Here is a 24,296-nt window from a genome sequence, read left to right as displayed (position 1 = left end):
GCAGCTATGCGAGAGTAAGGAGGAAAGACTAATGAAAATGGCTTTAAGGGTTTTTGTTTTACTAGTGGTGTTTGTTGGTTTTAGTGCAAGTGCATGGGCTGCTGAGGGGACAAGCCTTTCTCAGAATGTTTACAAGCAAGGCATGACCCACGGAGATGTGCAAATCATCCAAGCAGCGCTAAAAAAGGACGGCGTGTTTAAGAATGACAAGACGACTACATACTTTGGTTCTGTCACAAAAAAGGCGGTGGAGGATTTTCAAAAAAAGTATGGGCTAGAGGCTGATGGAATCGTTGGTAAAGGGACGATTTCTAAGATGGTCGCGTTGGGATTGATCGATGGTACGAACAATAGCCAAGTCGTAAGTAGGGGCTCAAGAAGAAGCAGCGGGGCCTATTTAGATTGGTGGAGTGAAGTATCCAAAATGATTAGCCGAAACGATATACTTACTATTGAAGATCTGGATACAGGCAAGACTTTCAAGGTACAGGTAACTGCTGGAACCAATCATGCTGATGTTGAAACCTTAAGCAAAGAAGATACTGCCGTCATAAAAAGTATTTGGGGAGGATTTAGCTGGGATAGAAGGCCTGTACTGGTTTATACAGGAGATCAGACCATAGCGGCTTCTATGACAGCAATGCCTCATGCAGGCGTAGACTCAGCAGCGGGAGGTACAAATGTATCTGGACGAAGTGGTGGCTATGGCAGTGGATACAATTTTGATTTTATAAAAGACAATGGCATGGATGGACATATTGATTTGCACTTTAAGAATAGCTTGAGACACAAGGATGATAAAGTCGATCCTCAGCACCAGCAAGCCATTCAGCGTGCAGCAGGTTTAAAATAGCAAGTATGATTAGACTCGAGAAATCGGGTCTTTTTTTAATATAAAGGAAATTATGGTTTTCAATTTCCTTTATATGGGGTGTGCAGAGGGGATTCCCCTTTGCCGTATTTAGGAAGGTGCTCAGCCTGCATTGCAGGCGTCGAAGGAAACCTAGGGTTTCCTAGCGAAAACAAATTGCCGATAGGCAACTTTGTCCTTTATTCATCAATATTTTTGGTTCAAATTACCTATTAACTGCATAAAATGCAGGCCTGAGTTGGTTTTATGACGTTTTATCATAGAATTTGTAATACAAATGTAATTGATTAAAGGCTGTCTAATATGGTATATATATCATAGGGGTAAGGAATGTGGGGAGACAAAGATAATACGATGAAAGTGATTTGAAGTTTTTTCAGATTTTTTTTATGTTGAAGAATAAAGCAGTATTTTTCTGTGAATAATATAGAAGTCATGATACATTATTTTTGGTAAGAAGGAGAAAGACAATGAATAAGATTAAAACTTTGATTGTAGGTTTTATGTTTTTCGTATTAATTTCTGGTCTTACGGCTGGAATTACGAACATAAGTAAACTGTTAGTACAGTAAAAAGGTCTTCATCGAAGATTTGTAAAGGAAGACATTTATAAAATACATAGAAAATTATGGCCTCAAAAATCCGTTACAAAGTTCATAAATTTTTATGTGTTTTTAAAAATAATGGCGAAGGCCATTATTTTTTTGATGATGGGAATGATATCATTACGGATATATTAGATGCAAAGGCTGTTTTGGTAGCATCATCTACCATTAACAATACAATGATTTCCCAGGTAGCTCACTTCTTGGAGGAACTCATGGGATTAAAACCAAGAAATAAGATTGATGCATCCTTTGGTTCCTATGGATGGGGGAAGAGCGCTATAGCAAATATAGAGAGAAAATTGAAGGAAGCAGGGATTCAGTTGGTCAAGGAAGGATTACAGGTCAAATATGTGCCTACAGCAGAAGATCTGAAAGCTTGTTATGCCTATGGTAAAGAGATGGAAAAATGATATAGAAAAGAAAGCTAACGTCGAAAAGAAAGTGGGTCAATGAAGATTGACTCACTTTCTTTTTGCATTGGTGCAAGGAAAGAATAAATGACAGATGAATAAGGAAAAATAAAATTAGTTCATGGAAGGAGGACAGAAGATGAAAAAAGTAGCAAAGATTGTTTGCTTTGCTTTGATGATTACATTCGTTTTTAGCATGATATTTATCGAAACAATTTTTGCAGGGAGTCTTTCTTGGGGTTCAAGGGGAAACGAAGTACGGCAAGTACAGACAAAGCTCAAGCAATGGGGTTATTATACAGGAGCAGTAGATGGAGTTTTTGGAGCAGGAACCTATCGAGCTGTGGTTCAATTTCAGAGAAAAAATGGCCTAAATGCCGATGGGAAGGTGGGTCCCGCAACCAAACGTGCAATAGGCATTTCTACAACAACTACATCTGTGAAAGTAGATGAAACGGTACGGGCGGCCCAGCGGAAGTTAAAACAATGGGGCTACTATGCTGGAGCGATTGATGGAATCTATGGGTCACGGACAGGAGATGCCATAAAAAGATTTCAACGAAAAAATGGGCTGACAGCTGATGGAATCATTGGCGCCCAAACGAAAAAGGCATTAGGTCTTCCAACTGGAGGAACAACTACTGCCTATGCGCCAACCAGTAGGGGGGTATCAAGAAATGATGATGTAAGACTATTGGCAATGGCAATTCATGGAGAAGCCAGAGGGGAGCCTTATGCGGGCCAGGTTGCAGTAGGTGCTGTAATTTTAAATCGAGTACGACATCCTTCCTTTCCTAATTCCATCGCTGGCGTTATTTATCAACCTCTAGCTTTTACAGCTGTTGACGATGGACAAATCTATCTTTCACCAAATGATACATCTTTCAAGGCGGCAAGAGATGCATTAAATGGATGGGATCCAACAGGAGGAGCCATTTATTATTGGAATCCAGCAACAGCTACTAGTAAATGGATCTGGACTAGAACGCCTACTGTAAAGATTGGAAAGCATTGGTTTGCCCATAATTAGGAAAGAGGTGGTGGAATGCGCAGAGGACTGATGATTGTTTTAGCTATAGCCTTAGTCGGATCAGGCATATGGGGCTATCAGCAGTATCAAGAGAATATGGAGCATAATATTTATTTGGAAAATCAGTTTCAACGGATGTTTTATGATATGATTGTGGATGTCGAGAACATCCAGGTGTCTTTGGCTAAGGCGATGGTCACAGGCACACCGAAGCAGAATGTCATGCTTTTTACCGATATCATGCATCTAAGCTATGATGCACAGGAAAAGCTGAGTCAGCTTCCTATAGATCATAGCAATGTAAGTAAGACCCAGAAATTCCTCAGTCAGGTAGGCGATTTAAGCATGTCGCTGGCAAGAAAAAATCTTGATGGGAAACCTCTAGATCAAACTGAAACGGATACGCTGGAAGAACTGCATAATTATGCGAATTATTTATCTCAGCAGTTGATTGAACTTCAAGGCCAGATTGCCAATGGGGGCACCAGAATAGGGGAGTTAGCTAGAAAGGCAAACCAACAGTTAAAAGAGACGAATGCCAATATGCTCACTACCAGTTTTGTAAACATGGAAGAGAAAATGAGGGAATATCCAGAATTAATTTATGATGGACCTTTTTCGGAACATTTAAAACGAAAAAAACCTCGTTTGCAAGGTAAGCAAATCAATCAAAATGAGATTGAACGAATCGCAGAATCCTTTGTCAATGATGGTACAAAATATGAAGCCAATGTGCTAGGAGATTTGAATGATACCAGAATGCCTGCTTATGTGGTGAGCTTGAAACCTAGGACTGGAGAAGCGAATCATGATCTTACTATGGCGATCACAAAGACTGGAGGAAAAGTCATATGGATGTTGGATGCTGGTAATATAGGTGAGGCCAAGCTTTCGGAGGAACAAGGCATCCAAATTGCACAAGCGTTTCTGAAAAACAAAGGTTATCAGCAAATGATTCCTACATATTCTGTTCAGTATGATGGGCAAATGGTTATTAATTTTGCGTATCAACAAAATGATATTGTCATATATCCCGATCTGATCAAGGTAAAGGTAGGGTTAGATGAGGGAAAGATTGTTGGCTTTGAAGCGGAGGGTTTTTTATCGAACAACTATGAAAGAAATATTGATCCACCGAAGATTACAGCAGAGGAAGCCAGAGAAAAAATCAGCATGGCTGCAGATGTATCTGAACCAAGGCTGGCGATAATCCCTACAGAAGGTGGCAGTGAAATCCTTTGTTATGAATTTAAAGCTAAATACAAACAGGATACTTTCTTAATCTATATAAATGCCGATACCGGGGATGAACAAAAAATTCTTCAAATGATTATCAAAGACGAAGGTGTATTAATGCTATAAAAGCTGATCACAGGATCAGCTTTTAGCTTGTACTTGATATCTGAGAAAATATGAAGATGAATAAATATTTACAATAGATGGAAGGAGGCGTATAATTAGATACTGGATTATCGTAAAGGGGGTTCAAAATGGAAATGCAAAATAAAATGCGACGAATGCTGATTGTACTAACCTTTGGATTGATGCTGGCGCAAGGGTGTATAGATAATATAAGGGGTGTATTGATACCATCTATCAAAGAAGCATTTATGGTAAGCTATACCAGTATTGCCACGATGATGTTGGTGACAACCTTTGGGTATATCTTGGCAACCTTTACGGGTGGAATGATGACGGATAAAATCGGCCAAAAAAAAGTGATCTTAACAGGTTTTGGCTTTATATTGATAGCGATTCTAGGAATATCAACGGCTGGCATTTATTATTTGTTTGTATTTTCCATGCTTTTATTGGGTTATGGGATTGGCCTGCTCACCATAGGAGCCAGTACTTTGGCCCCAATTATTTTTATAAAAAATCAAGGAATCATGATGAATTTAATGCATTTCTTTTATGGTGTTGGAGCTACCATAGGGCCTCGATTTGCTGGGGGGTTGCTGGATGCAGGGTTTACATGGCAGAGTATTTATCGTTATAGTCTTATTCCTGTAGGAGGCGTTCTTGTTTATTTTCTCCTCTGTAAGTTTCCTAAGATTGAGGAGGGAGAGAAAGAAGAGAAAGTCTCTCTACTAGAAATACTAAAAAATAGAAGGGTTATTTTATTTTCACTAATATTTGGATTTTATGTTGCTTCAGAGGTAGGATTGGCCAACTGGTTTGCTACATATCTGCAATATGCTAAAGGGATGTCGGAGCTGGAAAGTGCATCTTATCTATCTCTATTCTTTATGATATTCACCGTTGGCAGGTTGGTGGGGGGATTTATTGCAGAGAGAGTGGGTTATATGCGGAGTATATTCTTATTTGTATTCTCAGCATTGTGTTGTATTACGATTGGTTTATTTGGTGGATCAAATCTAACCATCGTCATATCCATCGGAGGGTTTTTCTTTTCAATTATTTATCCAACGGTTATGGTGGTATTAATAAAGTCCTTTAAAAAAGGATTGAACAGTATACTAGGCGTAGTGATGACAGCTTCTAGCGTAATCAATATGACGGCTAATTGGTTGATTGGAAGGGTGAATGATATGTTCAATGAAACTGTTGGATTTAGTATGATCATTTTCTTCTTATCTATGGTATTGCTACTGCTGTTGTTATTGAAAAGAGAATTGTCTCACCAGACTGAATAATCTATCAGTTGATATTGTAATACAACCTGGAATGGGTTGTATTTTTTATTTTTAATAGGGAAGACAACCCGTAACCTATCTATACTTTTCACATATTATATTAGTGCGAAAGGAGAAAAGTGAAGCTATATAGGTTTTATATGAATACCTTGTGATTTAAAAAGATCCTTTTCGAAGGATGCTGCATATGATGCTATATAGTGTATTTTTCTTGGTACCAGAGTGGAAGGAGGCTATTTATAGAAATGAGAAAAAATTTAAGTCAGATGAATAAGAAACTGGCTCAGGCGGCAGGAAATATTCAACCTACAGAAGATCAAATGAAGCAGTTTGCGAATTTAGCGAATCAGTATGGCGGAATGAGCCCTGAACAAATGGAAAAGGAAATGAAAAAGCTTGCTCAAGGTTTTTCAGAAAAGGAAAAGAAGGATATGATCCAGAAACTTCATATGCTAAAGCAGATGTCTGGATTACTCGACAATGATCAACGTAGAAAAGTAGATAAATTCATAGAGCTATTATCTAAATAACGAATGGAGTAGAGGACCCCCTCTACTTCTTTCGTTGTGAAAGCAGAGGTGGTATATGGAAAAATTAAATTTGAATATTTAAATAATTATTGATTGGGATGAATCAGAAGGGGTATAATTTAATTGGAAAAACATTACAGGGAGGTTGTACATATGCCAAGTTTTGCTAATCCTTTTGGAGCAAATGTAAACAGAAAAATTAGTGATGAAGAACTGATTCAGGCAATAAGACTAGATATTGCCGGTGAACTAGAAGCTATCTATATCTATGATGCGCATGTTCAGGCAACGGATAACCCCATTGCCAAGAAAGTGATAGCAGATATTCGAGATGAAGAAAAAGCCCATATAGGCGAGCTTATGGCACTCTTGAGAATTTTAGATCCTCGAGAAGGTGAGTTGTTTGCTGAGGGGGAAGAAGAGGTAAGAGAAATGCTTGCTGAGCTAGGAATTGAAGAAAAAAAATTGGATGTTAATGATGTTCCGGCGAAAACCGTTGGAAGTTTATTAGAAGAATAGGAGGGGTGAAAATGGACCATTTATTTCGGGATGATGCACCATTCGGTGGAGAAATATGGGAGCGTGTGGACGGTGTCGTGGTGAATGTAGCTACGCAACAGTTGATTGGTAGAAGGTTTATACCAATTTTTGGTCCCCTAGGAGCAGGGATAGATAGTATTCATGTAGATGCTTTAGAAGTAGATATGGATACAAAAGTGGACTTTAATGGAGAAGAAGAGGATGCCCCTATTAAGATTAGCGGCAGAAAGTATGTTGCTATTCCTATGCTGTATAAGGATCTATCTATTGCTTGGAGAGATATTGAGAGAAGTAAACAAACAGGACTTCCGTTAGAATTATCTCCTATAACGATTGCAGCCACAGCTTGTTGTCAGAAGGAAGATAGTATTATTTTTAATGGAAATCCAGCCTATGGATATCCAGGCTTAACCAATGTAGAGGGTAGGCAGATACTTAGAAAAGGAGACTGGCGCGAGGGTGAAAATGCCTTTAAAGATGTAGCGGAAGGAATCGAAAAATTGGTGAGAAAAGGCTTTTACGGACCTTACGTGTTGGTAGTTAGTCCTGATTTATATGTTCAGATGCAGCGCTTACAACAAGGTACTGGAATCTTGGAGCTAGATCGCGTAAAAGAGTTAGTTGGTGCCAAGGTCTATAAAACGCCTGTATTAGGAGAAAACAAAGCTGTTCTTTTGGCAAAGGGTTCTGAAAACATGGATCTAGTCATTGGCCAAGATTTAATAACTGCTTACTTAGGGCCAGAACAAATGAATCATCGTTTAAGAGTATTTGAAACATTACTATTAAGAATCAAGCGGCCAGAAGCCATTGTAACGATAGAATAATAAATAAAAATAGAGGGTATTGCCCTCTATTTTTATAATTATCTAACCTTTTCTCTTTCTCTAAATAAGAAGCTAATGGAATAGGCACCAGCGAGTCCAACTAAAGAATATACGATTCTGCTAAGTATGGATGCCTGTCCACCAAGGAGAGCCGCCACTAAATCGAATCGAAATAAACCAATTAGTCCCCAGTTCAGTGCTCCTATGATTACCAATAAAAGCGCTAATCTATCCACGATTTCAACTCCTTTTTATATTGGATTCAGTTATTATTATGCCAAGGTTATTTAGAAAAATACATTTGTTCCCAGTAATTTTATATAAACTGCTTTCATATTATTGTCATTCTAATATGTTCCAAAGAATGATTTATCTGCATGGTATTTAAGGGTGGTTTTTGCACATAATAATTTTGTAAGCCAATGAGCTTGCCAAAATTACTTGTGGAGGTATGCCAAATATGAGCAATCTTATGGGAAATAAGCCTAGCTTAAGTAATTCCAGTGCTGTAAATCAGGGTGAGATTCAGAAAGTAAAGCAAAGTATGAATAACACAAATGCGATGGTACAGGGAATGACATCAAATGTTACAGTTGGTGGAGCAGCAGGTTTAATGAATTCTACAGCCATAGGACAGCAGGAAGTGCAGAAAGTAAGACAAAAAGTACAAAACAGTGGCAGCCAAAACATGGGCTACAATAGCTTATCGTAATTTTGAAAGGCCTGAGGGATATATCCTCAGGCCTAATTATTATTTTTTAAGAAGATGAGGGGAAATCCCCCAAAAAAAGTATTGTTCCTGTTGAACATCATGATCTGTGGTAAGGACTTTATCATGAATCTCTATAGGTATTCCCCAAAAATCTAAATTTCCTTGTGTTAGATCTTTGATGGCTTCATCTTTTTCATGATCGTTTTCATAGTGAGCAGATACCATAGATGTTGTAATAAGGAATAGTATCAATAAAATAAGTGGAAATAATAATTCGAATTTTTTAATTTGATTCATCCTAAGTACTCCTTCACGAAATGAAATTACATCAAATAAAATACATAAAGATAAGCTGTTGCAATGATAATAGATACGATCATCAATGGAAATCCGATTTTCATATACTCTACAAAAGAAATTCGGTGTTTATGTTTTTCCAGGATACCGGCTACCACCACATTGGCTGATGCACCGACCAAAGTACCATTTCCACCTAGACAAGCACCAAGGGCAAGTGCCCACCATAAGGGTGTAATATTGATGGAAGTTAGGGAACCAATGCTTTGAATCAATGGAATCATGGTTGCAACAAAAGGAATATTGTCTAAGAATGCTGAGGCAATACCAGAAATCCAAAGAATGAGCAGCGCTGTGAGCAGCAGGTTGCCTTGCGTGATACTAACAACACCTTTTGCAATCATTTCTATAGCGCCAACTTCTTCTAAGGTTCCAACCAAAACAAAAAGGAAGATAAAGAAAAAGATGGTAAGCCATTCAATCTCATGAAAAATTTCCTCAGGATCGGTTTTGCTAATTAAAAGCAATATAGAGGCACCAGTGAGGGCAACCGTGGCAGTTTCAAGGCCAACGAATTGGTGAAGTCCAAAACCCAATATGGTGCAAGTCAGAACAATTATGGATTTTTTTAACAAAGTTTTATCTGTTATGGCTAAATTTTCATCAAATTCCATAATTTTTGTCTTGAGATCCTCCTGCACGATAAGGTGCTTTTTGTAAATAATTTTCAACATAAAGAGGGTAATCAGATAAATCACAACTACAACAGGCGCTAAGTTAATAAGAAAGTCCATGAAACCCAAGCCCGTTTCACTACCGATCATAATATTAGGCGGGTCACCGATTAAGGTAGCTGTACCGCCAATATTGGCCGAAAGAATTTCAGCTACCATAAAAGGGATAGGATTTATTTTTAAGGCTTCTGTAATAACCAACGTAACAGGGGCGATCAATAAAACAGTTGTCACGTTATCTAAGAGGGCTGAAGATATGGCTGTTATAGTACTTAGCATGACGAGTATGTACCAAGGGTCACCTTTTGTAAGCTTTGCTGATTTAATGGCAATATATTGAAAAGCACCTGTTCGTTTCAATATATTTACCATAATCATCATGCCAATTAATAGCCCGATGGTATGAAAATCAATGGTTTCAAAAGCTTGATCTAGACCGATGATTTTGAATAATATCATCAATACTGCCCCAAAAAAAGCAATAGTGGTGCGATTTATTTTTTCAGATATGATGATGGCATAAATAGAAATGAAAATGATAATAGCAACGATGAAATGTACAGACCCTGGCAAACATATCCCTCCCTAATTTATCTAAAGAAGATAAAGAAAACAATGTATTCATTTTACATCTTTTCTACAAAATATAAAAATGGTATATTGAAGAATATTCATATAATTAATGGCTTTTAAAATGATTATCGAAGAATAGATATACAACAGCAAGCCATACTATTATTTTCATCAATATTCGAAAAAATAACAATTTAATTTATTAAATCCGAAAGAATATCTTCCATGATTTCTAAGACAATAAAAAGGAACCCATTATAGGGTATCTGGGTCCTTTTCGAAATATACTCTTTCACTCTTATCACGAGTCTCGAAAATTAAGTCTTTAAGATGCTGTAAAGTTTCCTCGATTTTTTCTGTCTGGACACGGGAAACATTATAATATAAATATAGATCTTCAAAATTCCTCATGATGCTGCTTAAGGACTTATTGATCTCGATGAACTTATCAAATTTTTTACTATTTTTTGCATTCTTCATTTGTGCCAAATCATGCTGGATGATATTTATCACATCCTCTTTTGATTCGAATGTACCCACGTTCAGTGGATATGGAGAACGTCTTTGAAGAAAGTACGTTCCCTTTTTATTAATATGATAGACGTACTTTACAGCTGTACCATCAATATCAAAGCGTACATAATGCATAATACCTCTGATATCCTCAACGACAGCACCCATCTGTCTTAGTTTAAGTTCATGAATATCCTTTTCTAAATCTATAAACTGTTTACTCAAGCTGCATCTTCCCCTTTCACCCCATGACAATCACTATTCTAATTGTATCATAATACACTAATTATAAAAGAACAATAGATTATTACGAAAGGCTTGTAAGAAATTTTAAATATTGACAAGATTGGGAAAAATAATTATAATGAGGCTAATAATACAAATGCGGGCATAGCTTAATGGCAGAGTCCCGGCTTCCCAAGCCGGTTGTGCGGGTTCGATTCCCGTTGCCCGCTCCAATCAATAGCTCTTTTATAGGGCTTTTCTTTATTTTGATAAGTGTAGAAAGGTGGTAGCCTATGAAGTTTGAAAGATTTGTAGTAGGTATGTTGGAAAGCAATAGTTATATCATCTATGATGAGCATACGCTGGATACTTTCGTTATTGATCCGGGAGACGAAAGCCAAACATTATTTAAATATATTGAAAAAAACGCTTTGAGAGTGAAAGCCATCATTTTAACTCATTATCACTACGATCATATTGGGGCAGTGGATGATATTAAGAAAAAATATAATTGTCCCGTGTATATACATAAGAAGGATGCTCTAGGATTAAAAACGCCAGAGATCAATCATTCCATCGGTGGTTACAGAAAACCTGTAGCCATTACTGCTGATAAGCTTGTGTCTGATGGCGATCAAATTCAAGCAGGTGAAGTGATTCTAGAGGTTATTCATACACCAGGTCATACCCATGGCAGCATGTGTCTAAAGGTTAAGAATGAGAACATCATTTTTACAGGAGATACTATTTTTGATGATGACTTGGGCAGAACAGATTTGGAAGATGGTTCAGAAGATGAAATGAAGAGATCTATTGTAAACAAAATAGCCAAATGGGCAGATGACATTGTGATCTATCCTGGACATGCGGATCATGCAACCATGGCCTATGTGCGAAAAAAGAATATTGAGTTTTTAAGCATGCTAAAATAGTCCTAATCAAAGGACTATTTTTTATGGGTATAGGAAGCTAAGACTTTTGTATTGATGATAACTATTTTGAATAAAATAGTTTATATATAAACTATTTACATATAAAATTTGAAGGTGTATACTATGATTTGGAAATATAATTTGGGGGTGATGGCATGGCGAAATTGAAAGGTTTACTTGAGGGATATAGCTGGGTTGATGAGATTACAAACAAAGTAATTATAGAGTTAAAGAAAACTTCGGATATTCTAGAGGAGCTGCATAGCCAGTTTTTTTCTAGATATGGAATTTCTAATACAAAATTCAATGTATTGGCCATTCTATATAATGGACCAATGGAAGGGATGATCCTATCAGAAATTAGTGAATTAATGCTGGTTACAAAAGGAAATATGACAGGTTTAATTGATCGATTGGAAAAACAAGGATTTGTTGAACGTATCCGTGATGATGACGATAGAAGAAAGATTAGTGCTGTCATTACTGAAGAGGGAAGAGTGTTTACGCAAATGGTCATAGAAGACTATAAGCGATGGACAAAAGAAATTTTAGTTGACATAAAGATGGAAGAAAAAAATGAACTTATTCTCACACTAAAAAAAATACAGAATGGCATTGTTATAGCTCATCATTATAAAGAAGGAGATCAAGAGAATGAAGTATTTTAAAACGATTATTACAGTACTTATTTTTTCTTTACTTATGACAAGTTTGACGATACCAGCAAAGGCCGAGGAACAAGTGAAGATACCTGCAAAAGCTGAGGAAGAAATGAAAGATCAAGTGATAGAATTAACCATTGAGGATGCAGTAAAAATTGGGTTGGAAAACAGCATACAGTTGAAGATCGTTCAAAACCAGATCGAAATAAGTTCTGTAGGAAAACAAAGATCAAGGGAGGTTGGTAAAGATCTGGATAAGGCTCAAGATGAAGTATATGACGGAATAAGCAGGCTGGATCGAAATGACAGCCAAGTTAGAAAACTGGAACGTCTTTCATCTGAAGAACTTGCGGCCATTGGATTAACTTCTCAAGATGTTGCAGAAATGAGACAGCAAGTGGATGAAGGGAAGAGAGACTTGGAATCCGGTGAAACGAAATTTGATCTAGCGTTACAAAAAGTAAACGATAGAATTGGTGAAAAATTGGGAATGGAAAGTTCCTATAAGATTGGAACCTATGGTACACAAAAAATGCTAGATTTGATGAGTGAAATTTCCTATGATGTTACCCAAGCTTCTTATGATATTTATAGAAATCAAATTGCTTTGCTCATACAAAAAAACTACTATGATGTATTGAAAGCTGAAAAAATGCTAGAAGTAAAAGCAAAGGCTATGGAAAGAGCGAAAAAACAGTATGAATTTGCAAAAGATGGCTATGAAGAAGGGATGAAAGCAAAGGATGATTTCCTATTAGCCAACATTTATTATAAAGGGACACAGATTGAATATACAAAGGCACAGGGTGAATTGAATAACGCCCTGACTGAATTGAAGAAAGTGATGAAGATTGACTTTGATACAGCGGTTAAATTAGTAGATGTATTGGCAGAGAAAGTCGAGAAACCTGATGTTAAAGCAGGTATCGAAGCTGGTTTAAGAAACAGATTAGAGATTAAAAAGGCTTTAGCAGAGAGAACGCTACAGATTGAGAACGTTAAAAATATTATTAGAAATAACTACGAAGAAAAAGATTATCAGTATAAAGAGGCAGAGCTTCTTAGTGACAAAAGTGCTCTAAATCTCCAACAAACAAAATTGGAGGTAGAAAATTCTATTCGTCAATCCTATGAAACCTTGATAAGCGTGGGAGAGATGTTAAAAATGTCTGATGAAATGATAGCGCATGCAAAGGAAAATCTAGAAATAGCTGAATATAAATATCAAGAAGGTTTTGGCGTAGATACTAGCATGCTTAAAAAGCTTGATTTAGAGGCTGCTGCTGGAACTATGGTAGAGGTTTTAGCAGCAGAAGAAAATCTAGCTCAGATTGAAGAAAAGATCGTAGAGATTACCTATAGCTATAACCTAGCAAAAATGAAATACTTTAATGATATTGGAGCGAAGACTTTTTAAATTTATCTTGCATAATGAATTGACGAGGTGAGGGTGATGAAATTGAAGAATAAAAGAATAACGATAAGTGTTTTAGGTTTGCTAATGATCCCATTTTTGATATCTGGCTGTTCATCAGCAAATGGGCAGGCGCATACAGGTCCTTTTGATGAATCACAAGGCATTGTTTCCCAAGGAATTGTTGAAGCAAAAGAAGTAAGCATCAATAGCAAAATCCCAGGGAAAATTATGAAACTCCACGTTGAAGAAGGCCAGGAAGTACAGGCTGGAGATATTTTGGTTGAAATATCAAGTGATGAATTGAAGGCCAAAGAAGCCCAGGCGAAAGCATTGATTGAAGCAGCACAGGCTTCATTGAATGCAGCACAAGGACAGGTAGACGCTGCGAATGCACAGTTGCAGAAGGCAGAAAACGGAGCTAGGGTCCAGGAAATTGCACAAGCCCAGGCGTACTGTGATTTAATGCAAAAAACCTATGATCGTGTAGAAAAACTCTTCGAAAAAGGCGCAGTTTCTGCCCAGAAAAAAGATGAGGTAGCCACACAGTTAGAGGTTGCAAAGCAGCAATTAAGTCTTGCACAAGAGGGAGCAAGAACTGAAGATAAAAGCGGGGCGCAGGCCCTTGTAGCCCAAGCGTTATCAATGAGAGAAGCAGCAAAAGGGAAGTTGGAACAGGCCCAGGCGGGGCTACAAGAAGTGCAAGCCTATCTCAAGGACACAGTAATTGTGTCACCTATTTCAGGGACTATTACAATCATTAATGCGGATGAAGGGGAACTGGTGTCTTCTGGCATGTCCATAGCAACCGTAACAGATTTGAATAATACTTGGGTAGAGGTAAAGATAAAAGAAACAGATTTAGAAAAAATAACGGTAGATCAAAAGGTAGATGTGAAACTATCTAGTTTTCCTGAAAAAGGTTTTGAGGGAAAAGTGGTAAGAATGAATCAAAAGCCTGATTTTGCTACAAAGAGATCTACAAACGACAATGGAGAGTTCGACATCCTTTCTTATGGAGTAAAGATTGAGTTAGATAATAAAGATAAAGTTCTAAGACCAGGTATGACAGCCTTTGTACAGTTCAAAAACTAGGTGGTGGTCTTGATGTCAAGCACTATGTTGAAAACGATGAAAAGAGAATGGGACAAAATGATTCGAGAAAAGATGATCTTTATTGTCATTCTGTTTATTCCTTTTCTGGTGAATATTTTAATAGGTTTCGAGTTTTCCAAGAATCAAATCCAGAACATTTCTATGGCGATTTACGATCAGGATAACTCATCCCTAAGTAGAATGATTGCTCAACAGTTTGCAGAAAATGAAATCTTTCATGTAAACTACTACATAGATAATAGTGAACAGATGAAGCAGTTATTCGATGAAAGTCATATACGAGTAGGAATGATTATCCCCAAAAATTTTTCAAAGGATGTAGCTGAATTAAAGTCTCCTACAATCATGATGATTTACGATGGGAGTCATATGTCGATTGCCAGTACAGCAAAAAGTAAGGCATCGGAGATTTTATTGACACTAAAAACAGGCATTCTGATAAAGCTCATTGAAGGAAAGCTAAGTCTGCCAGCAGATGTGGCAGAGAAAATGGCTTTGTCTATTAAATTTAGTAATCGTATGTTATATAATCCTGCGAAGAGCTTTAAGAACTTTTTAAATCCGGGCTTCAGTACGGCTATTGTCCAAACGGCTATTGTACTCATGGGAGCTGTCGCCATCCGAACGGAAGAAATTGAGGGAGGGAAAAGAAATAGAATCGGCTATTATTTGGGAAAAGCATTGTTTTATAGTATTATGGGCGGGATTTCACTTATCATGAGTATTTGGATACAATCCAATATATTTGATATTCCATTTAGAGGCCAGATGCGTGAAGCTATTCTTCTAAGCTTTGTATTGTCAATGGCGGTGGCTGTGTTTTCTCTTACGATTTCTGTGTGGGTGAAGCATGAGATGTTAGCTACCCAGATCAATGCTGTGCTATTTATTCCAAACACCATTATGGTGGGATATACATGGCCATTAATAGCAATGCCAAAACCATATCAAATCTTGGGTAGATTATTTCCCTTTTACCGCTATGCAGATAATCTAAGGGATATGTTTTTAAAAGGAAGTTCTTTAAGCCACATGATGAAGGATATACAGTGGCTGATAATCTATATTGCTTTTGTTTCTTTTGTTGGTTTATTAGGGATGATTTTCTTTCGAAAAACTGAGACTGAAGAATTAGGAAAGGAGATGGAAGCTATTGTACTTTCTTAAAACGCTGAAAGATGAAATAAAGTCGACATTAAAGAATCGGGATATCATTATCCTTTTGGTGGGTGCTCCCATACTTCTAACCCTTATCTTTGGAGGTGTCTATAGCAACAGCTATGTGGAAGATATCCCCATAGCTGTATTAGATGAAGATAATTCCAGTATGAGCAGAATGATCATTCAACAATTTGATGAGAATGAGCGGTTTTATATTCAAGATTATGCAGGTACAAGGGAAGAATTGAAGCGCCTGATTGAGCAGAGAAAAGTTCATATGGGATTGTATATACCTATAGACTTCTATAAGGATGTCAGCTCAGGTAATTCGAAAGAGATATTGATCATCGTCGATGGAACAAACATGATCATCGGAAATAATGCTTATGCTGCAGCGGCAGGGATTATCCAAACCATAGCGGCAGGCACACAAATGAAAATCATTTCTGCAAAGGGAATGATGCCCCAAGTGGCGGAGAATATGGCTTTAGCCTTTCAGTTCAATGATCGGACCTTATATGATCCAAGAATGACCTATATGAATTACCTATTGCTAGGTTTTGTAGCGGTATTTTTACAGCAAATTATTCTTTCTGGATTAGGGATATCGGTATTACAGGACAAAGAACATTTGGCTCAAAAACATACGATATTGGGTATTTTGAGCAAAATTATAGCTTGCGGCAGCATTGCATTATTATCAACTTCTGCTGCAGTGGCCATTGCAGCATTTGTTTTCAAAGTAACGATTAGAGGAAGCGTAGGATTTTCACTTTTGATGTGCGCGCTGTTTATCTTGGCAATGAGTGGTCCAGCTATTATCTTGGCAACTTTTGCAGATAGCAAGGTAAAACTAGGTCAAATTGCTTTCATGCTATCTTTGCCTACCTTTGTAAGCTGTGGTTATGTATGGCCCATAGATCAAATGCCGAAGATACTTGTAAATGTTATCAAAAGCTTGTGGCCGTTAATTTATTTTGCAAGACCATTTGATGAGGTCCTATTGAAAGGGTTATCTGTAAATGCCATTAAGGAGCCTTTGATACAAATGGGAATATATACGGTGTTCTGGCTGCCAATAGCCATATGGATTTTAAAGAGAAAGCATAGTGCGCTGAACGCCAATATAGAACCATCAGGAATAAGTTCTTAGATAAGTTTTATTTCTAAATGCAGATAAGCCCGTGCTGTATTAAATTACAGTACGGGCTTATCTATAAGTGAATAATGATATGAAGGATCTTTATTTATTTTTCCATTACCATGAAATATACTTCTTTACCAAATTCACTGTTAAATTTCTTCTCTAAGTCCCTTAAATGTCTTTCCTGTTCTTCTGATAAGTCAGCAAAGTTTAATGCTTTTAATGAGTCTAAATATTGTTGTTGCATAGGACGCCTCCTTCTTATTTTCTAAATCTATTATTACCTGAATAAAGAGATTCAATGTATGGGGATCCTATTCATAATTTATTTGAAAATGAGGTTATCATTGGGCATTTTGCGCACAATAGAGATGTAAAATCTTCTAAAATTACGATAAAAGTGTTACAATAGATAGGGAATATAAGGAAGGGAGTCATAAATATGGAAAAAGTGGTTGAGAGATTTTTGAGATATGTGAAATATGATACAAAATCCGATGAAGCATCTGATACATGCCCAAGCTCTGCCAGTCAAATGATATTGGCGAAGGACCTGGCCAAAGAACTGGAGGAAATTGGGTTGAAGGAGGTATATCTGGATGAAAATGGGTATATCATGGCTACATTGCCATCCAATATGGATAAGGATGTGCCAGTGATCGGATTTATTGCTCATATGGATACAAGCCCAGATATGACGGGAACTGATGTGAAGCCTCAGCTTGTGCAATATGAAGGTGGAGATATCGTCTTAAATAGGGATGGAAATATCATTCTTTCTCCAAAGGACTTTCCAGATCTACATGATTATATTGGCAAAACTCTTATTACTACCGATGGTACCACACTGTTAGGTGCCGACAATAAAGCGGGCATTGCAGAAATTATTACTGCCATGGAATATCTCATGGAGCATCCAGAGATCCAACATGGTACGATCAAGGTTGGGTTTACACCTGATGAAGAGATTGGAAGAGGCGCAGATCGGTTTGATGTGAAAAAATTTGGCGCAGCTTTCGCCTATACAGTAGATGGTGGGCCAATAGGTGAATTGGAGTATGAAAATTTTAATGCGGCGGGTGCTAAAATCATCATTCACGGAAGAAACGTACACCCTGGTTCTGCTAAAAATAAGATGAAGAATGCAACCCTCATTGGGATGGAACTGGCTAGTATGCTGCCAGCAAATGAAACACCTGGATATACAGAAGGCTACGAGGGATTTTATCATTTGAATAGCATTGAAGGAAATGTTGAAAATACAAAGATGAACTATATCATCCGTGAATTTGATAAAAACAGGTTTGAGGAAAGAAAAACGGTGTTGAAAAACATTGTAGATACATTGAATGAAAAATATGGTTCTGGTACGGTGGTATTAGAGATGAAGGATCAATACTACAACATGAAAGAAAAAATCGATGAAGCAAAACATGTGGTAGAGATTGCTCATAAGGCAATGGAAGAGGTGGGTATAAAGCCAATCATTGTACCTATTCGCGGGGGTACCGATGGCGCTCGGTTATCCTATATGGGATTGCCTACACCTAATATCTTTACAGGTGGTCATAATTATCATGGCAGGTATGAGTATATTCCTACTTATGCTATGGAAAAGGCCGTAGAAGTTATCGTAAAAATTGCTGAGCTTTGTACGAAAGCCTAGAACAAAAGATGAATCTTTCTTCCTATAATTGAGGAATACTAGAGAAAGTACAATGAATTTCTTTTAGATTCCTAATGTTAGAAGGAGGATAATCTGTGAACAAAAAATATGTTATTCGAACAGATGCTTCGATCTCCCAGCCAATGACACGGGAAGAAGCGATCAAGAAGGTAAAAGAATATGATCAACAGGGTGTATCTGCATACATTGTTTCCGAGGAAGAAGGAAAACGGATAAAGGACAGTGACTTTAGAACACCAAAATGGAGTTAAAAAGGGTGAGTTGATCTCACCCTTTTTATAATAGTATGGACCTGTTTTGGTGTGGGCTTCAAAACAGGTCCATGGACCATCTTTAGAAACCCTCTGTTAAAGTGCGATATTGTTTTTTCAAACAACAGATATATGCAAGTTTTATTCTGAGCGAAGCGAAGAATCTTGTATAAAAGATATTAAATTCGTAAGATTCTTCGCTATTGCTCAGGATAACCGGGAAGGCTCTTGATGCTGCTTTATTTCATATAAATGTTTTGTCAATCGCGATACAGCAGGAACAAATAAGAGTACCATGTAAACCAAGGCACAGGAGATGACAAAGAATATATAGGAATGAACCTTACCGATAAAGCTTCCCATGACCACACTGGATAGAGGGATAAGCCCTTGACCGATACTGGTAGATACTCCGTAAAACTTACCACGAAGATTTTGGGGGATTATTTTCTGCAAATGGGTAGCAACGGCTATATTTAGGGAAGCTGAAAAAAAACCTGCTATCATGAGCATAACAACAAAGTAAATAGATATATATTTTATACTAGAAAAAAACGTATAAAACATGATGGGGATAGCAAAAAGAGAGATAAGGGTATTCACGCCCATAATGGAATAAAATAATACAGCATGATGTTGAAGAAAACCGGGGCGTTTTGAAAAATAGATGGCAGCTAGGCAGAAGCCTAGACCTAATGCTGCTTCTACGGCACCAAATTCTATGGGTGTGATGGCAAAATTTGTTTTCAGTACGTAGGGAACCACAATCATAAAGAGAGGATCCCATAATAGATTTACAAAGGTAAAGACAAACATTAAAGTAAGGATATCTTTGTTTTGAAATAAGAAGCGAAAGGTTTGTTGAAAATCGTCCCTAAAAGCTGAGTGAGTCCTAGTATGGTACTCAAGGTTGGCCTTTGATGCATATTGGATGAACATTTCACAAATAGCTGAGATCAAGAAGGATATTCCATTGAGAAGAAATATAGTGTTTACGCTTAAAAAGGATATAAGGATACCACCAAATAAAAGACCCAATAAACTGGTGAGACGCTCAATAAATTGATTGGAGGCATTGGCTGCCTGTAGCTCGCCCTCCGTCAATATTTCAGGAATGATGCTCCTCACTGCAATAGATAGGGTCGAAGTTGAGATGGACAGAATACAGGTGGCTATGAGCAAATGTATTGGTTTTAAAAGCTGTTGATCCATTAAGAAAGCCAAGAGTAACACCGTAATACCCGATAGGATATCAGAGCGCACAATGAGTTTCTTTTTGTCATATCGATCAACAAATCCTCCTATAAATCCTCCAAATGCTACGGCAGGAGCGAGGCCCAATACCATAATCCAAGTGAGCATTTTTCCATTCTGTTCTCCTGGCAATGAGAGGACGTACCAGATGAGGCTAATGTGATAAATGGCATTTCCAAGAAGAGAGACTAGTTTACCTGATAATATTAATGAAAAATTTTTATTTTTCAATGTGGACATCATGGCAATTACCATCCTTTATGTTTTTTCACCATAAGGTGTTGTTTCTTTTATTTTAAAGGATGGGGTTCTCCCAAGGTCAATACAAGAAAAACGGAAATTAGGCAATGATATAATAAAAACATGGGGTTGACCCCATGTTCTTAACGTCGTTTCTCTCCACACCAATAGAGTTCAGATACGGAACCCCCATCAATGAGAGGCTCATAGATCCCAGCCTCATCAATAGATCCCAATTCTTTGTACTCTAAAGTTTTATAGTGAGACTTTTCAAATAAGCTCTGTAGATAGACTGATCGATAGAAACAACGATTTTCTTCAGGAAGCTGCTTCAATCGTTGAGATAGTTTGTTAAAGCAAACAAATATACCTAGATATTTTCCATTTTGCTTTATCTTTGGAGCTAAAACATCGGGCAGAAACTTAGTGGCTTTGGGATTATAGGTGACGGAACCCCAATAATCGATGGCATAGTCAATAGAAGCACTGGCCAGGGGAAGTTTTTCAAAATCCGTGCATAAAAACACAAAATTCTTATGAATGGATTCCCGCTGTAGATAGTTTTTTACACCTTGTATTCTTTTCAAATCATGATCTGTGATGATATAGAAGGTGTTTACTGGTAGCTGCTCCAATATTTGCCGAAGAAAGATACCAGATCCAGTCCCAAGCTCTAATATAACAGAATTCGCTAAGTTTTCATTTTTTAGAGCTTCTTTTACCGTATTAATTGCTCTATACATAAAGTTTATAAATTTTGTAGAGGTATTCATTACATAATCCAAAGTGGTATAAGATTGATCAATGGGAGTTATCTTACCGATATCTTCATGATCCAAGGATATCAAGATGCCCTTGGCCACTTTGGCAGAATAACCACAGTCACATTGAAAGCTCCCCTCAATGAGCATGTTGTTCTCAATGCGACCGCCAATAAGCAGCAATGATTTATTGCATAAAGGACAATAGATAGAAGGAATAAAGGAAAGGGGAATGCCAAGGATTCCATGGGGTAAAGCATCTTCAAACTGGATATCTTCTATTTTTTCTTGCAGATACTGTATAGTTTTTTCCAAATCTATCTGCTGAAGAAGCAATGCATTTTTCTTGGTTTCCAAAAATCTTTTAAAATGCAGTTGATCCTCATTGGTTTTCATCGCTGTAAGACGCTTATATGCAAATAGCTGCTGTATTTCTGTTAGGGAGAAATTCATCTTTTTTAATTCCAATATCTCCACAAGATTTGTGCTATCTTCCTTCGTAAAAGAATAATGACCTCCAAGCTTTTGCGGCAGAAGGAGTTCTAAATCCATATAATGACGAATCCTATCGACAGATACATTGTGTTTTTTTGCAAACTCACCAATTTTCATCTATAATAACCTCACCTCATTAAACTCTATACATAGCATATCATATTACTTAGGAAAAAATTAAGATAGAAAATGAACTTTTAATGCTTCCAATCGCTATTACTTGTGTAAGGAGGTGCTGTGCTAGAATTTATATTGCTGGTGAAATAAGAGAAAAAAGAATAAGGCAGTAATCATTTCACTCGTTTTGTTCAAAAAGATGAATTGTATATATCCGTCAATAAATATGGCTTACTTCCGAAGAAGTAAGCCATATTTATGTGGTAATATTTTAAGATTATTTAATAGTTTTCATTGCTTCTTCAGCAAATTTGGTTGTTACAATCTTATCATAAGGCGCCCTCTTATCCAGTTCGCCTGCTGCTTGAATAATATCCATCATATGGTTTAATCCATCTTCGGTCAATACAAGGTCAGGTTTCCAAGTATCCTGGTTCTTATATCTTTCAGCAACCTTTACTAGAATTTCCATATCTGAATCAGGGAATTGTGGTGCAATGGATTGTGCAATTTCTGCAGCACTATGGGTCTCTACCCATTTCATGCCTTTATAAATAGCGTTTGTAAATTTTTGAAGGACTTCTGGATTTTTCTCGATATAACTTTTCTTAGCTGAATAACATGTATAGGGGATATATCCAGCTTCTGCACCTATGGATGCGACGATATAGCCCTTTCCCTCTTTTTCAAGGGAGGAAGCTACGGGTTCGAACAATGTGACAAAATCTCCCTCACCGCCAGTAAAGGCGCCTGCCATCACTGCAAATTGTATATCTGTTCTTACATTTACATCTTTTCCTGGCTCGATGCCATGCTGTCTCAATACATATTCAAAGGTCATTTCAGGCATACCGCCTTTTCTTCCACCAATAACGTTTTTGCCTCTTAATGCTTCAAAGCTAAAGCTAGGCATGGATTCTCTTGCCACTAGGAAGGAACCGTCTCTTTGGGTGAGTTGAGCGAAGTTAACTGCATAGTCCTCTTTGCCTTGGTTATACACATAGACGGAAGCTTCAGGACCCATAAAACCGATTTCTACCTGATCAGATAGTAGAGCCGTCATTACCTTGTCTGCGCCTTGCCCATTGATCAATTCAACCTCAAGTCCTTCTTCTTTAAAGAATCCTTCGGAGATGGCTACATATTGAGGCGCATAGAATACAGAGTGAGTTACTTCCGATAACCTAACCTTCGTCAACGCCTTCTCACCGCAGCCTGTTAATGCAACAGAAAGAAGCATTACGAAGATTAACAGTAAAGCAATCGCTTTAAAGTTTTTCACAAAAAATCCCTCCATTAACTAATGATTAAGATTTAGATATATAGTTTCATTATATTCAGGAAAAGAATAATGGTTACTCGACCCAAAGAGGATCCCTTAGTGAGAAATCATAGTTCTTATATAAATCTCATGTAACCATATTTTTGGCATGGCATATGATGAGATTGAGCGAATGATTTATTAGCTATGGCTAACTTTTAGGGAGGAGGTACTTTGATTATGGCATGGTTTATTCAGCTTGACCCCATATATCAAGCTTTTTTAGCGACTTGCTTTACATGGTTTGTTACAGCTCTAGGGGCGGCAGTTGTTTTTGTGTTTAAAACTGTAAAACGAAAGGTCCTGGATGTGATGTTAGGGTTTGCAGCAGGCGTTATGATTGCAGCAAGCTTTTGGTCTTTGTTGGCGCCATCTATTGAAATGTCAGAAGCAGCAGGGATTACTCCATGGGTTCCACCATTGATTGGTTTCTTGATGGGAGGCATGTTTCTTCGCATGATCGATAAATTTTTACCCCATCTTCATCCCGGATTTCCAAGGGAGGAAAGTGAAGGAATTCAAACCAGCTGGCATAGAAGTGTTTTATTGGTTTTGGCTATAACGCTACACAATATACCAGAGGGATTGGCTGTAGGTGTAGCATTTGGTGCATTGAAAGCTGGGCTTCCTTCTGCATCCTTGGCAGGTGCTGTTGCATTGGCAGTAGGAATTGGACTTCAAAACTTTCCTGAGGGAACTTCTGTATCTGTTCCTCTGCGAAGGGAGGGTTTTTCAAGGTGGAAGAGTTTTTGGTATGGACAGATGTCTGGAATAGTAGAGCCTATAGCGGGCGTCATCGGAGCCGCCGCCGTCATGATGATGAAGCCGATTTTGCCCTATGCCCTATCCTTTGCAGCAGGCGCGATGATTTTTGTCGTTGTAGAGGAATTAATACCTGAGTCCCAGATGGAGAAGAACACAGATATTGCAACCATGGGCGCCATGTTAGGGTTTGCAGTGATGATGACATTGGACGTGGCATTAGGATAGTTTTAAAAATGTGATAATAAGAGACAAAAAGATCCTTAAGATTTACTAAGGATCTTTTTGTTCAAGATGATATGGATATTCCTAGTTTATATTCAAATAAAAGGAAGGATTTAGTATGAAACTTTTTATAAAAAAATATGTCTAATACTTAAGTAGTTAGAAGCTACCCCTTTAATACTAGTGATATAAACTTATTATTTAGTGAGATCCAGCTACAGATAAAA

At 37.5% G+C, this 24,296-nt stretch carries 26 protein-coding genes and 1 tRNA gene; 19 read left to right on the top strand and 8 right to left on the bottom strand.

Annotated elements, in window-relative coordinates; all coding sequences use genetic code 11:
- Nucleotides 1–31 precede the first annotated feature (31 nt).
- The 8 genes from HNQ80_RS25645 (at nucleotide 32) to HNQ80_RS15735 (ending at nucleotide 7,473) form a co-directional block, all read left to right on the top strand.
- Nucleotides 32–853, top strand: a complete 822-nt coding sequence (locus HNQ80_RS25645) for a peptidoglycan-binding domain-containing protein (RefSeq protein WP_207727043.1) — start codon at nucleotides 32–34, stop codon at nucleotides 851–853.
- A gap of 646 nt (nucleotides 854–1,499) precedes the next feature.
- Nucleotides 1,500–1,889, top strand: a complete 390-nt coding sequence (locus tag HNQ80_RS25640) for a flavodoxin domain-containing protein (RefSeq protein ID WP_207727042.1) — start codon at nucleotides 1,500–1,502, stop codon at nucleotides 1,887–1,889.
- 139 nt (nucleotides 1,890–2,028) lie between these two features.
- The gene (sleB, locus tag HNQ80_RS25990) at nucleotides 2,029–2,919 is read left to right on the top strand and encodes a spore cortex-lytic enzyme (protein WP_243183314.1); all 891 of its coding nucleotides are present in this window, start codon (nucleotides 2,029–2,031) and stop codon (nucleotides 2,917–2,919) included.
- Nucleotides 2,920–2,934: 15 nt separating this feature from the next.
- Nucleotides 2,935–4,281: a germination protein YpeB gene (gene ypeB / locus HNQ80_RS15755; RefSeq protein ID WP_184311636.1), complete on the top strand. Its 1,347-nt coding sequence runs from the start codon at nucleotides 2,935–2,937 to the stop codon at nucleotides 4,279–4,281.
- A gap of 128 nt (nucleotides 4,282–4,409) precedes the next feature.
- Nucleotides 4,410–5,576 (top strand): MFS transporter, encoded by a 1,167-nt coding sequence (locus HNQ80_RS15750; protein WP_184311635.1) that lies wholly within the window; start codon nucleotides 4,410–4,412, stop codon nucleotides 5,574–5,576.
- Nucleotides 5,577–5,821: 245 nt separating this feature from the next.
- A complete protein-coding gene (locus HNQ80_RS15745) occupies nucleotides 5,822–6,106 on the top strand; it encodes a hypothetical protein (protein WP_184311634.1) in 285 nt (94 codons plus the stop codon).
- Nucleotides 6,107–6,259: 153 nt separating this feature from the next.
- Complete coding sequence (locus HNQ80_RS15740) at nucleotides 6,260–6,625, top strand: demethoxyubiquinone hydroxylase family protein (RefSeq protein ID WP_184311633.1); 366 nt, start codon at nucleotides 6,260–6,262, stop codon at nucleotides 6,623–6,625.
- Between the two features lie 11 nt (nucleotides 6,626–6,636).
- Nucleotides 6,637–7,473 carry a family 1 encapsulin nanocompartment shell protein gene (locus HNQ80_RS15735; protein WP_184311632.1) on the top strand — a complete coding sequence of 279 codons (837 nt, stop codon included), beginning with the start codon at nucleotides 6,637–6,639 and terminating at the stop codon, nucleotides 7,471–7,473.
- A 38-nt stretch (nucleotides 7,474–7,511) separates the two neighbouring features.
- On the opposite strand, the gene HNQ80_RS15730 is transcribed toward HNQ80_RS15735, so the two are convergent.
- Nucleotides 7,512–7,709: a DUF378 domain-containing protein gene (locus HNQ80_RS15730; protein WP_184311631.1), complete on the bottom strand. Its 198-nt coding sequence runs from the start codon at nucleotides 7,707–7,709 to the stop codon at nucleotides 7,512–7,514.
- Between the two features lie 224 nt (nucleotides 7,710–7,933).
- Here HNQ80_RS15730 and HNQ80_RS15725 point away from each other — a divergent pair, with 224 nt between their 5' ends.
- Nucleotides 7,934–8,185, top strand: a complete 252-nt coding sequence (locus HNQ80_RS15725) for a hypothetical protein (protein ID WP_184311630.1) — start codon at nucleotides 7,934–7,936, stop codon at nucleotides 8,183–8,185.
- 39 nt (nucleotides 8,186–8,224) lie between these two features.
- Here HNQ80_RS15725 and HNQ80_RS15720 read toward each other — a convergent pair whose 3' ends face one another.
- The 3 genes from HNQ80_RS15720 to HNQ80_RS15710 form a co-directional block, all read right to left on the bottom strand.
- The gene (locus tag HNQ80_RS15720; RefSeq protein ID WP_184311629.1) at nucleotides 8,225–8,482 is read right to left on the bottom strand and encodes a hypothetical protein; all 258 of its coding nucleotides are present in this window, start codon (nucleotides 8,480–8,482) and stop codon (nucleotides 8,225–8,227) included.
- 26 nt (nucleotides 8,483–8,508) lie between these two features.
- Complete coding sequence (locus HNQ80_RS15715) at nucleotides 8,509–9,789, bottom strand: ArsB/NhaD family transporter (RefSeq protein ID WP_184311628.1); 1,281 nt, start codon at nucleotides 9,787–9,789, stop codon at nucleotides 8,509–8,511.
- Nucleotides 9,790–10,044: 255 nt separating this feature from the next.
- On the bottom strand, nucleotides 10,045–10,527 hold the full coding sequence (locus tag HNQ80_RS15710; protein WP_243183313.1) for a hypothetical protein: 483 nt from the start codon (nucleotides 10,525–10,527) through the stop codon (nucleotides 10,045–10,047).
- Nucleotides 10,528–10,686: 159 nt separating this feature from the next.
- Here HNQ80_RS15710 and HNQ80_RS15705 point away from each other — a divergent pair.
- The 7 genes from HNQ80_RS15705 (at nucleotide 10,687) to HNQ80_RS15675 (ending at nucleotide 16,965) form a co-directional block, all read left to right on the top strand.
- Nucleotides 10,687–10,760, top strand: a tRNA-Gly gene (locus tag HNQ80_RS15705).
- Between the two features lie 60 nt (nucleotides 10,761–10,820).
- Nucleotides 10,821–11,459 (top strand): MBL fold metallo-hydrolase, encoded by a 639-nt coding sequence (locus HNQ80_RS15700; protein ID WP_184311627.1) that lies wholly within the window; start codon nucleotides 10,821–10,823, stop codon nucleotides 11,457–11,459.
- A gap of 155 nt (nucleotides 11,460–11,614) precedes the next feature.
- The gene (locus HNQ80_RS15695; RefSeq protein ID WP_184311626.1) at nucleotides 11,615–12,127 is read left to right on the top strand and encodes a MarR family winged helix-turn-helix transcriptional regulator; all 513 of its coding nucleotides are present in this window, start codon (nucleotides 11,615–11,617) and stop codon (nucleotides 12,125–12,127) included.
- Nucleotides 12,114–13,538, top strand: a complete 1,425-nt coding sequence (locus HNQ80_RS15690) for a TolC family protein (RefSeq protein WP_184311625.1) — start codon at nucleotides 12,114–12,116, stop codon at nucleotides 13,536–13,538. The genes HNQ80_RS15695 and HNQ80_RS15690 overlap by 14 nt, the downstream gene beginning before the upstream one ends.
- 36 nt (nucleotides 13,539–13,574) lie before the next feature.
- Nucleotides 13,575–14,630, top strand: a complete 1,056-nt coding sequence (locus tag HNQ80_RS15685; RefSeq protein ID WP_184311624.1) for an HlyD family secretion protein — start codon at nucleotides 13,575–13,577, stop codon at nucleotides 14,628–14,630.
- 12 nt (nucleotides 14,631–14,642) lie between these two features.
- Nucleotides 14,643–15,818 (top strand): ABC transporter permease, encoded by a 1,176-nt coding sequence (locus tag HNQ80_RS15680; RefSeq protein ID WP_184311623.1) that lies wholly within the window; start codon nucleotides 14,643–14,645, stop codon nucleotides 15,816–15,818.
- Nucleotides 15,805–16,965 carry an ABC transporter permease gene (locus HNQ80_RS15675; RefSeq protein WP_184311622.1) on the top strand — a complete coding sequence of 387 codons (1,161 nt, stop codon included), beginning with the start codon at nucleotides 15,805–15,807 and terminating at the stop codon, nucleotides 16,963–16,965. Before HNQ80_RS15680 ends, HNQ80_RS15675 begins: the two co-directional genes overlap by 14 nt.
- Nucleotides 16,966–17,059: 94 nt before the next feature.
- On the opposite strand, the gene HNQ80_RS15670 is transcribed toward HNQ80_RS15675, so the two are convergent.
- Nucleotides 17,060–17,203 (bottom strand): polynucleotide phosphorylase, encoded by a 144-nt coding sequence (locus tag HNQ80_RS15670; RefSeq protein WP_184311621.1) that lies wholly within the window; start codon nucleotides 17,201–17,203, stop codon nucleotides 17,060–17,062.
- A gap of 195 nt (nucleotides 17,204–17,398) precedes the next feature.
- Here HNQ80_RS15670 and pepT point away from each other — a divergent pair, with 195 nt between their 5' ends.
- Complete coding sequence (gene pepT / locus HNQ80_RS15665) at nucleotides 17,399–18,622, top strand: peptidase T (protein WP_184311620.1); 1,224 nt, start codon at nucleotides 17,399–17,401, stop codon at nucleotides 18,620–18,622.
- 95 nt (nucleotides 18,623–18,717) lie between these two features.
- Nucleotides 18,718–18,894, top strand: a complete 177-nt coding sequence (locus tag HNQ80_RS15660) for a hypothetical protein (RefSeq protein ID WP_184311619.1) — start codon at nucleotides 18,718–18,720, stop codon at nucleotides 18,892–18,894.
- Nucleotides 18,895–19,101: 207 nt separating this feature from the next.
- Here the strand turns inward: HNQ80_RS15660 and HNQ80_RS15655 are convergent, their stop codons facing one another.
- The 3 genes from HNQ80_RS15655 to HNQ80_RS15645 form a co-directional block, all read right to left on the bottom strand.
- Nucleotides 19,102–20,379 (bottom strand): MFS transporter, encoded by a 1,278-nt coding sequence (locus HNQ80_RS15655; protein WP_207727041.1) that lies wholly within the window; start codon nucleotides 20,377–20,379, stop codon nucleotides 19,102–19,104.
- 152 nt (nucleotides 20,380–20,531) lie between these two features.
- Complete coding sequence (locus HNQ80_RS15650) at nucleotides 20,532–21,761, bottom strand: MerR family transcriptional regulator (RefSeq protein WP_184311617.1); 1,230 nt, start codon at nucleotides 21,759–21,761, stop codon at nucleotides 20,532–20,534.
- 277 nt (nucleotides 21,762–22,038) lie between these two features.
- Complete coding sequence (locus HNQ80_RS15645) at nucleotides 22,039–23,043, bottom strand: ABC transporter substrate-binding protein (RefSeq protein WP_330602896.1); 1,005 nt, start codon at nucleotides 23,041–23,043, stop codon at nucleotides 22,039–22,041.
- 219 nt (nucleotides 23,044–23,262) lie between these two features.
- On the opposite strand from HNQ80_RS15645, the gene HNQ80_RS15640 reads away from it, so the two are divergent.
- A complete protein-coding gene (locus tag HNQ80_RS15640; protein ID WP_184311615.1) occupies nucleotides 23,263–24,072 on the top strand; it encodes a ZIP family metal transporter in 810 nt (269 codons plus the stop codon).
- Nucleotides 24,073–24,296: the final 224 nt, after the last annotated feature.

The organism is Anaerosolibacter carboniphilus, assembly GCF_014205875.1.
GTDB lineage: Bacteria > Bacillota > Clostridia > Peptostreptococcales > Thermotaleaceae > Anaerosolibacter > Anaerosolibacter carboniphilus.
This window is presented reverse-complemented; position numbering and strand designations above follow the sequence as displayed.

Bases quoted from the DNA above. Each gene is read 5' to 3' on its own strand.
- HNQ80_RS15695 (WP_184311626.1), top strand. From the start codon at position 11,615: ATGGCGAAATTGAAAGGTTTACTTGAGGGATATAGCTGGGTTGATGAG.
- HNQ80_RS15750 (WP_184311635.1), top strand. From the start codon at position 4,410: ATGGAAATGCAAAATAAAATGCGACGAATGCTGATTGTACTAACCTTT.
- HNQ80_RS15680 (WP_184311623.1), top strand. From the start codon at position 14,643: ATGTCAAGCACTATGTTGAAAACGATGAAAAGAGAATGGGACAAAATG.
- sleB (WP_243183314.1), top strand. From the start codon at position 2,029: ATGAAAAAAGTAGCAAAGATTGTTTGCTTTGCTTTGATGATTACATTC.
- HNQ80_RS25645 (WP_207727043.1), top strand. From the start codon at position 32: ATGAAAATGGCTTTAAGGGTTTTTGTTTTACTAGTGGTGTTTGTTGGT.
- HNQ80_RS15740 (WP_184311633.1), top strand. From the start codon at position 6,260: ATGCCAAGTTTTGCTAATCCTTTTGGAGCAAATGTAAACAGAAAAATT.
- HNQ80_RS15690 (WP_184311625.1), top strand. From the start codon at position 12,114: ATGAAGTATTTTAAAACGATTATTACAGTACTTATTTTTTCTTTACTT.
- ypeB (WP_184311636.1), top strand. From the start codon at position 2,935: ATGCGCAGAGGACTGATGATTGTTTTAGCTATAGCCTTAGTCGGATCA.
- HNQ80_RS15745 (WP_184311634.1), top strand. From the start codon at position 5,822: ATGAGAAAAAATTTAAGTCAGATGAATAAGAAACTGGCTCAGGCGGCA.
- HNQ80_RS15640 (WP_184311615.1), top strand. From the start codon at position 23,263: ATGGCATGGTTTATTCAGCTTGACCCCATATATCAAGCTTTTTTAGCG.
- HNQ80_RS15685 (WP_184311624.1), top strand. From the start codon at position 13,575: ATGAAATTGAAGAATAAAAGAATAACGATAAGTGTTTTAGGTTTGCTA.
- HNQ80_RS25640 (WP_207727042.1), top strand. From the start codon at position 1,500: ATGGCCTCAAAAATCCGTTACAAAGTTCATAAATTTTTATGTGTTTTT.
- HNQ80_RS15735 (WP_184311632.1), top strand. From the start codon at position 6,637: ATGGACCATTTATTTCGGGATGATGCACCATTCGGTGGAGAAATATGG.
- HNQ80_RS15720 (WP_184311629.1), bottom strand. From the start codon at position 8,482: ATGAATCAAATTAAAAAATTCGAATTATTATTTCCACTTATTTTATTG.
- pepT (WP_184311620.1), top strand. From the start codon at position 17,399: ATGGAAAAAGTGGTTGAGAGATTTTTGAGATATGTGAAATATGATACA.
- HNQ80_RS15670 (WP_184311621.1), bottom strand. From the start codon at position 17,203: ATGCAACAACAATATTTAGACTCATTAAAAGCATTAAACTTTGCTGAC.
- HNQ80_RS15700 (WP_184311627.1), top strand. From the start codon at position 10,821: ATGAAGTTTGAAAGATTTGTAGTAGGTATGTTGGAAAGCAATAGTTAT.
- HNQ80_RS15650 (WP_184311617.1), bottom strand. From the start codon at position 21,761: ATGAAAATTGGTGAGTTTGCAAAAAAACACAATGTATCTGTCGATAGG.
- HNQ80_RS15725 (WP_184311630.1), top strand. From the start codon at position 7,934: ATGAGCAATCTTATGGGAAATAAGCCTAGCTTAAGTAATTCCAGTGCT.